The sequence below is a fragment of the Azospirillum sp. TSO22-1 genome, from assembly GCF_003116015.1.
Taxonomy (GTDB): domain Bacteria; phylum Pseudomonadota; class Alphaproteobacteria; order Azospirillales; family Azospirillaceae; genus Azospirillum.
Map to the genome: position 1 here is coordinate 1 of NZ_LGQZ01000050.1, position 8,844 is coordinate 8,844.

The following is an 8,844-nucleotide window of genomic DNA, read 5'->3' on the forward strand; positions in this document are numbered from 1 at the left end:
GCGGCCTCCGGCAGGGAAGAGGTTCCCTGCCAACAGCCGCCGCGTCAAACCTTCACTCCGTCAGCACCGACTTTCGAAACGGACTCTCAGGGTGAACGGCGAAACGAGACGGCCCAGCACCACATGACTTCCACTCAATGTTTCGTGCGCCACCAACGCGTCGTGGACGGTGGAGATCGCGGGGATCAGAAGGCCCCCGGGACAGAAGCACTATCAAGGACGCAAACCATCTTCATGGTGAGTTCATTTTCATATAGTGATCCTTAGCCCCCGAATCCCAGGGCGTGGCGATCCCTCACCAGTGTTTCAGATCACGCTTTCCCGAACAGAATTTTCCCCCCAGAATTGCTCCCTGGGGGCGCACCGTTCCTTTAGTTCCTTACAGAAAGGAACCATCCTGACCGCAGAGGTCAAGAATTTCCGGAACAATGACTGCGCCACAGGGTGAAATGGTCTGCCGGGGACTTGTGTCAAAAGGAAGCAAATGGCACAATAGTCATATGCCCCACGAGGGGAATCGGCCTCTGGGCCGCCGGCCGCCGGGTCCACCACCCCTGGCGCCACCGGGTGGCCGCGAAACGGTGAGGCGCGCATGGAGGCATCGGCCAGAGCGACGGTTCTGATCGTGGACGATACCGTCGACAATCTGTCGTTGATCGGTAGCTTCCTGAAGGATCTTTACCAGATCAAGGCCGCCAACAACGGTGCCGCGGCGCTCCGGATCGCCCTTTCGGCTTCCCCTCCCGACCTCATCTTGCTCGACATCATGATGCCGGGGATGGATGGCTACGAGGTCTGCCGCCGCCTCAAGGCCGATCCGCGGAGCCGGGACATCCCAGTGATCTTCCTCACCGCCCGAAGCTCGGTCGACGATGAGAAGTTCGGCCTCGACCTGGGAGCCGTCGACTACATCGGCAAGCCGATCAGTCCGCCGGTCGTGCTGGCGCGGGTGAAGAACCACCTGTCGCTCAAGGCAAGCGCCGATTCGCTGCGGGCGTCCCTCGACACGGCGCGCGCCGCCCACGCCCAGTTGGAGAAAGCCCAGAAGCATCTGATCCAGACCGAAAAGATGGCCGCACTCGGCCAACTGGTCATCGGTGTCGCCCACGAGATCAACACCCCGGTCGGCAACGCCCTGATGGGAGCGACCTACCTGGCGGAACTGCTCGATACCCTGCACGGCCAGTTCCTGGACGGCGCCCTGCGGCGGTCGGAACTGGCCGAGTTCCTGGAAGGAGCCCGCGAAGTCTGCGGCCTGCTGACCACCAACATCGTGCGCACCACCAACCTGATCCAGAGCTTCAAGCAGGTGGCGGCCGACCGCTCCGGCTCGGTGCGCCGCCGTTTCGACCTGAAGGACTACATCGGCGACGCACTCCTCGGAATCGAGTCGTACCTGGACGAGGCGGAATGCCGGCTGACGGTGTCGTGCCCGGCCGGCCTCGTCCTCGACAGCCATCCGGGGCCCCTGGCCCAGGTGCTGCTGATCCTGGTCCGTAACGCGGTCACCCATGCCTATGCGCCGGGACAGGCCGGCCGGCTTTCCCTCGACGTGTCCCTCCACGAGGACGACACCGTCGAGCTGCGGTTCGCCGACGGGGGCAAGGGGATCGCTCCCGATCACCTGCCCAAGCTGTTCGACCCCTTCTTCACCACCCGCCGCGGCAACGATTCCACGGGGCTTGGTCTTTACATCGCCTTCAACCTCGTCACCCAGGTCCTGCAGGGGACCATCGCCGTGGACAGCGTGCAGGGAAGCGGCGCCACCTTCACCCTCCGCTTTCCGCGGGTGTTGCCGGACGGCGACGGCGGAACGGCACCGTCCACGATCAGCCGGCCCGACCCTTCAGGTGAACCGCCACCGTCTCCAACACCACCGCAGGCTCAACTGGTTTGGTGATGTAGTCCACCGCCCCCAGAGCCAATCCCTTCTCCATGTCGGCGGCCTCGGTCCGGCCGGTCAGGAAGACGACGGGAATGGCGCGCGTCGCCGGGTCGCCTTTCAGCCGCTCGCAGACCTCGTAGCCATCCATGTCCGGCATCATGACGTCGAGCAGGATCAGGTCGGGCGCGGGGAGCGCTCCGGCGATGGACAGCGCCTTGGCGCCGTTGTTGGCGACCTTGAGCCGGCAGCTGTCCTTGAGCAGGCTGCTGATCAGCTTCAGGTTGTCCGGGGTGTCGTCCACCACGAGAACCGTGGGCTTTTGCGCGAGGGAAGCGTCGTCCATGGGAAAGCTCCGGCAGGGATTGTCCGTCGTCACGGCGCCGCGCTCAACGCCCGTTCGATGGCCTTCTTCAGCGCCGCGGGTGAGACCGGCTTGAGCAGATAGCCGCTCACCTTCAGGTCCTTGGCGCCCAGGACCACGTCCGGCGTGCCGTCGGAGGTCAGCATCACCACCGGGGTTTCGGCGACCGACGGGATGACCGCCTTGCGCAGTTCGCCCAGGTAGCTCAGCCCGTCGCCGTCCGGCATGTGGACGTCGCACAGCACGAGGTGCGGCTTCACCCGCAGCGTTTCGGCGATGCCTGCGGCGGCCCCCTCCGCCTCGTAGGTGTTGACGACGCCGATCTGCCGCAGCATCTGCCGGATGGTCGAGCGGATGAACCATTCGTCGTCGACGAGCAGGATCCGCAGCCTCTTGAAGTCGATGACGGCCATGATTCACCCGGTCAGAGCGGCGTTGCCGAGAAAAGGCGACAGCGCGCCTCGCAATTCCGTAAGCGTCGCCCGCAGCAACGGCGACAGTTGTTTCACCGCGTCGCCTCGGCCGTCAAGGAGGGCGCGTTCGACGTCCCCGGCCAGACCGCCCAGCCGGTCGGCGCCGGCCGTGTTGGCGATTCCCTTGATGCTGTGCGCCAGTTGCCGCGCCGCGTCCGTCTCATCGGCGGCGACCGACCGCTCGAACCCGGCCAGCTTGGTGTCGAGGTCGGCAAGGCAGCGGACAAGCACCTCGCCCAGGCGGCCGCGATCCCAGTGGTAGATCGGCCCCAGGCGCTCGAAATCGAAGATGTCCGGGTCGATCTCGGGAAGTTCGGGGAGCGGCGGTGTGCGTGACGCGGGCGCGCCGTCTTCCAGCGCCGCGGTCAGCTCGGTCAGCGCCTGGTCGAAATCGAAGTCCTGGACGCATCCGGCGATGGCCGCGAAGCGTTCCGGGAAGCCGGCGCGCAGCAGGTCGGCGTTGGACGTCAGCACCTCCTCGGCCTCGGGATCGCTGTCGGCCAGAAGCGTCCGCAACCGCTCGCACACCGCGTCCAGGCGCTCCCGGTCCACCGTCGCGGCCGCCGGGTCCGCCGCCTCCGGCCCGGGCAACGCCGCCTCCAGGTCGGCCACGAGGGCGTCCAGCAGCAGCGCCAGGGCGTCCAGCCCGGCCTCGGTCTCCTCGCGCGGGAGATCCTCGCGGATCGCCGCTTCCACGCGGGCGGCGGCGGCCTCCAGCGGGCCGGCGGCGATGTTGCCGGCGGTTCCCTTGAGCGTGTGCGCCGCCCGTTCCGCCGTCAGCCGGTCGCCGCCGTCGAGGGCGGCGCGGATGACGGCCACGGCCGCCTTCTGGCCGGCGACGAACTTGCGCAGCATGTCGAGGTAGAGCCGCTTCTTGCCCAGCACGCGCCGGAGACCGCCGGCGACGTCCAGACCGGGAACGCCGGCCGGGAGCGTCACGGCGTCGTCGCCGGCCGCCGCCGGCGGGAGCCCGGCGTCCCCGCCGAGGCCCGGGCGCGGGCGCACCCAGGCGGCCAGAGCCCGCCACAGGGCGGTGGGGTCGATGGGCTTGGCCAGGTAGTCGTTCATGCCGGCGTCCAGACAGCGGTCGCGGTCGGCCTGCATGGCGTTGGCGGTCATGGCGACGATCGGCAGGTCGGCGAAGCCCAGGCGGCGGATCTCGCGCGTCGCCGCGAGGCCGTCCATCTCCGGCATCTGCATGTCCATCAGAACGAGGTCGTAGGCCGCCGAACCGACCCTGGCGACGGCGAGCGCCCCGTTCTCGGCGACGTCCACCGTGAAGCCGGCGTCGGCCAACAGCTCGCAGGCGACCTGCTGGTTGAGGTCGTTGTCCTCGGCCAGCAGGATGCGCGCGCCGCGCAGGTGCGACAGATCGGCCGACGGCAGCGCCTCGCCCTCGCTCCCGGCCATCACCCCGATGTCCTCGCCGAGCACCCGCATGATGCCGTCGAATAGGTCGGACGGGCTGATCGGCTTGAACAGGATGCCCTCGATCCCGGCCCCGTCGGCTTTCGCCAGCAGCTCCTCGCGGCCATAGGCGGTGACGATGATCCGGTGGGGCGGCGGATCCAGCTCCAGGGTGCCGATCGCGGCGGCCGTCTCCAGCCCGTCCATGCCGGGCATCTGCCAGTCCAGGAGCAGGACCCGGAACGGGTCGCCGGCCGCGACGCCCTCGCGGACCGCGGCGATGGCGGCGGCCCCGGAGTCCACCGTCTCGACGCGGAACGACATGGCGGCCAGCATGTCGGCCAGGACGATGCGGGCGTTCTCGTTGTCGTCCACCGCCAGGACGCGCAGCCCCCGCAGGTCGGGCCGCGGCAGCAGCACCCGGCGCGGCCGGCCGCGCCCCAGCCGCGCGGTGAACCAGAACCGCGACCCCTCGCCGTGCACGCTGTCGACGCCGACCTCTCCCCCCATCAGCTCGGCCAGCTTCCTGGAGATCGCCAGCCCCAGGCCGGTCCCGCCGTATTTGCGCGTGGTGGACACGTCGGCCTGCTGGAAGCTCTGGAACAGCGTGGCCGCCTGCGCGTCGGTCAGGCCGATGCCGGTGTCGCGGACCTCGAAACGGAGCAGAAGCTCGTCGCCGGCGTCCTCGGCCACGCGGACGATGACCGCGATCTCGCCGGTTTCGGTGAACTTGACGGCGTTGTTGGCGTAATTGACCAGGATCTGCTCGATCCTCAGAGGGTCGCCGATCAGGTCGTTGGGAACGTCCGGCGCGACGTCGAAGATCAGTTCCAGCCCCTTGGCCACCGCCTTTTCGCCGATGAGGTCGGCCAGCGTGGCGAGTACCTTGTCGAGGCGCAGTTCGGCCCGCTCCACGGTCAGCTTGCCGGCCTCGATCTTGGAGAAGTCGAGGATGTCGTTGATGATGCCCAGCAGATGCTGGGCCGACTGCTGGATCTTGCGGACATAGTCGCGCTGGCGCGCCGTCAGCTCGGTCTTGAGCGCCAGATGCGACATGCCGATCACCGCGTTCATCGGCGTGCGGATCTCGTGGCTCATGTTGGCGAGGAAGGCGGCCTTGGCCTCCGAGGCCGCCTCGGCCTGCTCCTTGGCGTGGCGCAGCGCGACCTCCCGGTGGCCGATCTCGGTCACGAAGAGCTGGACGGCGCGCGCCATGGCCCCCACCTCGTCCCGGCGGCCGACGTCGGTGATGCCGCCGTCCGCCGGCCCGCCGGCCAGGGGATTGCTGGCCAGATAGACCATCTGGCTCTGCAGGCGGCTCAGCGGCCGGGTGATCGAGCGGGCGACCGAGAAGGCCGCCAGGCCGACCAGCAGCAGGCAGGCCGTGGCGCCGGCGAGCAGGATCGCCCGCACGGTCTCGCCGATCCGCTCGGCGTAGGCGCCGAAGATGTCGTTGAGCGCGTGCGCGCCCGCTGCCATCGCCTGGGCGTCGCGGTCCATCTCGGCGATCATCGCCTCGAGCCGGGCGAGGCCGTCCTTGGTCTGCGCGAGGCCGGTCCGCCAGCTGGCGATGGCGCCGATCACCTCGTCCTGGATCAGCGGCGGGATTTCCAGCGTTTCGACGTTTGCTTCCAGCTCCGCGCTGTCGGCGATGAGGCCCTCCGCCGCCGCGATGTCGCGCTGCGCCACGGCGCCGGCCGTGCGCCGGGTCAGCTTCAGCACCACGATGGCGATGTTCTGGATCGCCTGTTCGGTCTCGTTCGCCTTCACGGCATGGCGGGTCAGCTCGGTGACCTCGTCCTGCACGGAGGCGTAGGCCGTCCTGTAGACCTTCAGCAGGCGGTCGATCCTGGCGTCGAGCACGCGGGCGCCCTCCCGGACGTCGCCCCCCGCGGCGAGCGCGCGGTTCAGAGCCGTCACCGCCGGGGTGAAGCGTTCGAGCAGGAACGATTCGGTCTCCAGGCTCCCGCCGGCGAGCCGCCCGAGGGCGTCGTCCAGCGATCGGACCGCAAGATGCAGCCGCGCCGTCAGAAGGTTGATCTCCGCCGCCGCGCCCTGCGGCGGCGCAGGCGCGGAGCCCGCCGCGCCGTCCGCCGCGGCGCGGTTCGCCTCCTGGCGCCACAACCCCGCCAACGCGTCACGCAGGCCGTGGGTGGCGTCGAGCACATCGCGGCTGTCCCGCAGCCGGCGGTCGGATTCGGCGATGGTTTCGGCGTACTTGATGTTGGCGATGTGCTGCCGCTGGCGGAGGTTGTCGGTGAGGTCGATCAGCCGGGCGGCCTGCCCGGCCATCGCCGCGGCCAGGCCATCGTTCTGCTGGACGGTCGTCTCGAGCTGCACCATGTGCGCGACGTAGCGGTGGAGCCTGTGCCGGGCGGTGGTGGCGGCCGTCAGGTTCTCGCCCTCGGCCAGGGACTGCAAAGCGACCAGCTGGCGGTCGGCCGCGCCGGTCCGGTGGTTGAACGCTTCGCCGTAGGGGGGCCGCTTCGCCGACGCCGCATGGAGATAGTCGGCACGCACCGCCTCCGCGGCCATCAGCTCGCGGTACACGGTGCCGGCGATCACGGCCGCATCGCGGGTGCGGTCGGCCTGCTGCAGCAGGAACCACGCGACGACGGTGATGACGGCGCCGATCATGACCGGCATGCCGCTGACGATGGCGATCTTGCGGACGATCCCGGCACCGCCTGGATCTCGCAACAGGGAGGGGGCGTGGACGGGCAACGGCTACCTTGTGAAAGCTGCGGAAACGGCGGACGGGGGGCGGCGGCGACCGCCCCCACCCGGTGCTAGGGTACCAGATCGACGGTGGCGAAGGGATGCAGGCCGAACGGGTTCATGACGTAGCCCCGCACCTCCTTGCGCATCGCCATGAACACCAGCGAGTGGGCCAGCGGCAGCCATGGCGCCTCGCGCTTGAAGACGACCTGGGCCTGGTGGTACAGCGCGGTCCGTTCGGCGACGTCGGCCGTCTGCTTGGCCCGCACCACCGGACCGTCGAATTCCGGGTGGCACCACTTCGCCATGTTGCCGCCACCCTGCCGCGCCGCCTCGCAGCCCAGCAGGACGTAGAGGAAGTTGTCGGGATCACCGTTGTCGCCGGTCCATCCGATGAGGCCGGTCTGGTGGTCGCCGTTCATCATCCGCTTCATGTAGACGGACCAGTCGACGGTCACCAGATTGGCGCGGACGCCGATGCTGGCGAGGTCGCTGCGCATCATCTCGGCCACGCGCTTGCCGTTGGGCATGTAGGGCCGCGCCACGGGCATGTACCACAGGTCGGTTTCGAAGCCGTCGGCGTAGCCGGCCTCGGCCAGCAGCGCGCTCGCCTTCGCCGGGTCGTAGGGGATGTCGACGGTCGCGTCGTTGTAACCCATGATGGTCGGCGGCAGAGGGTTCTTGGCCACCCGGCCGAACCGGCCGTAAACGGCGTTGACCAGCGCCGCCTTGTCGATGGCCATGCTGACGGCGTGGCGGACCCGGACGTCGTCGAACGGCTTCTTCTGCACGTTGAAGGCCAGATAGGCGACGTTCAGCCCCTCCTGCTGCATCAGCGTCAACCCGGAATCGGCTTCGATCTTCGGCACGTCGGCCGGATTGGGGAACGACATGACGTGGCACTCGCCGGCCTGCAGCTTGTTCAGCCGGATGGCCGCGTTGGGCGTGATCGCGAACACCAGGTTGTCGAGCGCCGGCCTCCCTCCCCAGTGCTCCTCGAACGCCTTGAAGCGGACGGCGACGTCCTTCTCGTAGGAGACCAACTGGAACGGCCCGGTGCCGACCGGCTCCCGGTCGAAGAGTTCGGGGGTCCCTTTCCGGAGCATCTGGCCGGCGTATTCCGCCGAGGTGATCGCCGCGAACGGCATGGTCAGGTCCGCCAGGAACGGTGCCTCGGGCCGGCTCAGGGTGAAACGGACGGTCAGGGGATCGACCGCCTCGATCGCCTTGAGCAGCGTCGGCAGCGCCATGTCGTCGAAATAGTCGTAATGTTTCCCGCTCACCTTGTGGAACGGATGGTCGGCCAGCCATTGGCGCTGGAAGCTGAACAGCACGTCGTCGGCGTTGGCGGTGCGGGTGGGTTTGAACTGGTCGGTGCCGTGGAACAGCACGTTCGCCCGCAGCTTGAAGGTGTACACCAACCCGTCGGGGGACACCGTCCAGGATTCGGCCAGTCCCGGAACGATGGCGTGGCTCTTGGGGTCGAAGCGGACCAGATTGTCGAAGACCGGGATGATCGAATCGAAGCTGGTGTTGGTCCGCGCGAGCGACGGGCTGAGATCGTCCGGGTTGCCTTCCGAACAGTACACCAGGGTTTTCGCCGCGTCGGCCGGACCAGCGAAGCCACTGCCGATCAGGGTGCAAAGCGCCACAACGAACCAATGCCTCTTCATCGCTTCCGGCCTCCGACCGTCAGGTTCCCTCTCTGCCACCCAAGGTTTTACGTGAAAGGAGCGGATGGGTCCAGGTTGGAACTCGGAGCCCGCTCCAACCACACGGACGGGCCGCCAAGGTTCACTCTCCAGATGATTGCATCCATAGAGCGCGGCGCCACTCTCGCCCGATCGATGGTTCCGGATCTCGACTTCCGTGAGCTTCCCTCGGGAGAATGGACACCGGGTCACGCGGTCTGCAGCTGGGCCTGCTCTGGGGTGATGTCGCCGAGGGCCGAGTGGAGCGGCTGGCGATTGTAGTAGCCTTCGATGCAGGCGAACAGGTCC

5 protein-coding genes are annotated in these 8,844 nt (G+C 68.4%); 1 reads left to right on the plus strand and 4 read right to left on the minus strand.

Annotated features, from left to right (window positions below; genetic code table 11):
- Positions 1 to 592: 592 nt before the first annotated feature.
- Entirely contained in the window at positions 593 to 1,900 is a 1,308-nt protein-coding gene (locus TSO221_RS14005; RefSeq protein WP_109119123.1) for a response regulator, read from the plus strand.
- Here TSO221_RS14005 and TSO221_RS14010 read toward each other — a convergent pair.
- The 4 genes from TSO221_RS14010 to TSO221_RS14025 all read right to left on the minus strand — a co-directional run bounded on the left by TSO221_RS14010 (position 1,830) and on the right by TSO221_RS14025 (position 8,517).
- On the minus strand, positions 1,830 to 2,228 hold the full coding sequence (locus TSO221_RS14010) for a response regulator (protein WP_109119124.1): 399 nt from the start codon (positions 2,226 to 2,228) through the stop codon (positions 1,830 to 1,832). The genes TSO221_RS14005 and TSO221_RS14010 overlap by 71 nt on opposite strands.
- A 29-nt stretch (positions 2,229 to 2,257) precedes the next feature.
- Positions 2,258 to 2,659 (minus strand): response regulator, encoded by a 402-nt coding sequence (locus TSO221_RS14015; protein ID WP_109119125.1) that lies wholly within the window; start codon positions 2,657 to 2,659, stop codon positions 2,258 to 2,260.
- A gap of 3 nt (positions 2,660 to 2,662) precedes the next feature.
- Complete coding sequence (locus TSO221_RS14020) at positions 2,663 to 6,850, minus strand: hybrid sensor histidine kinase/response regulator (protein WP_146208802.1); 4,188 nt, start codon at positions 6,848 to 6,850, stop codon at positions 2,663 to 2,665.
- Between the two features lie 65 nt (positions 6,851 to 6,915).
- Positions 6,916 to 8,517 (minus strand): ABC transporter substrate-binding protein, encoded by a 1,602-nt coding sequence (locus tag TSO221_RS14025; RefSeq protein ID WP_109119127.1) that lies wholly within the window; start codon positions 8,515 to 8,517, stop codon positions 6,916 to 6,918.
- Positions 8,518 to 8,844 lie beyond the last annotated feature (327 nt).